The sequence below is a fragment of the Candidatus Palibaumannia cicadellinicola genome, assembly GCF_002855795.1.
GTDB classification, from domain to species: Bacteria; Pseudomonadota; Gammaproteobacteria; order Enterobacterales; family Enterobacteriaceae; genus Baumannia; species Baumannia cicadellinicola_C.
In genome coordinates, this window is the sequence record NZ_NJPO01000130.1 from 1 (window position 1) to 1,440 (window position 1,440).

Sequence of the window (1,440 nt, forward strand, 5' to 3'; positions counted from 1 at the left end):
GCTAATCATTATAGTATAGATCAATCATTAATTTTAGCTATTATTCAAACAGAATCAAATTTTAATCCTCATGCAGTTAGTCATACAAATGCTTTAGGTTTAATGCAAGTAGTACAACATAGCGCAGGCCGTGATGTTTTTAAAAAGAAAAAAAAATTAGGTGAACCCAGTCGTAGTTATTTATTTGATCCAGAAAAAAATATAGATATTGGTACAGCGTATTTAGCAATATTACAAAATAATTATTTAAATGGCATTCTAAATTTCACATCACGCCGTTATGCAGTGATTATTGCTTATAACTGTGGTGTAAGTAGTGTACTACGAGTATTTTCTCATAATACAAACCAAGCATTAAAAACTATTAATCATTTACAACCAAATCAAGTATATCATATACTTTATACACGTCATCCATCAATTGAATCACGTAATTACTTATATAAAGTAAACTGTTTACAGCAAAATTATAAAAAACTTAAGTTAATATTTAACTAAATATTAACTCTAAGTGAATAGCAAAAATTATCACATATGCCAAAATATGTTAATTATAATCTATACCATACAAAACAAACATATGCCGTTAGATATATTGCAGGTCAACCAGTTAAACGTATTTTTCCTCCTCTTAACTTAGGAGAATTAAAATATACACAGCAATTAAGAAATTCATTACTTAATACACATATTTTACATGTAATGGTGTGGAATATTTTTAAACAGCAACGTGCTAATTGGTTATCTGTGTTACAAAATTTTGGCAAAAATAATCAATTAGTTTTATTGCAAGAAGCACAAACTACTCCAGAACTAATTAGTTTTGCTACATCACATTATCTCGCTACAGATCAAGTACCTGCACTTATCTTTTTACATAATTCTTCAGGTGTAATGACATTATCTGCTGCACATCCTGTTTATTGCTGTCCATTACGTGAAAAAGAACCCTTATTACGTATTGCTAAATCAGCACTTATAACTATATACCCAGTATATCAACAACAATTGTTAATGGTAATTAATATTCATGCTGTTAATTTTAGTTTAGGTCTAGATGTTTATAGTAAACAACTAGGACCGATTGGTGATCATATTATTAATCATACGGGACCAGTGATTAGTGCTGGTGATTTTAATGCTTGGAGCCGGCAAAGAATACTAGCATTATATAAGTTTACAAAACGTATGATGCTAGGAGAAGTAAGTTTTATTAATGATCAACGTAAAAAATTTTTTGGTAGACCTCTAGATTTTATTTTTTATCGTGATATGGCAGTAACTGAAGCATCAGTATTAGTTACTCAAGCTTCAGATCATAATCCACTTTTAGTTACATTTAATCTTTATCCTAAATAAGAATAAACATTCTTTATATCCTAAATTTAAATAAAACATTAATTTTAGTATTTTTGTAAGTGATATTTTGTTATTATTAAT

2 protein-coding genes are annotated in these 1,440 nt (G+C 28.1%); both read left to right on the plus strand.

The genetic code is table 11. From position 1 onward, the window contains the following. Positions 1-498 (plus strand): transglycosylase SLT domain-containing protein (locus CEX73_RS02455; RefSeq protein WP_158521398.1); only part of this gene is annotated, 498 nt, incomplete at its 5' end. Positions 499-534: 36 nt separating this feature from the next. After that, positions 535-1,359, plus strand: a complete 825-nt coding sequence (locus CEX73_RS02460; protein ID WP_101627012.1) for an endonuclease/exonuclease/phosphatase family protein — start codon at positions 535-537, stop codon at positions 1,357-1,359. Positions 1,360-1,440 lie beyond the last annotated feature (81 nt).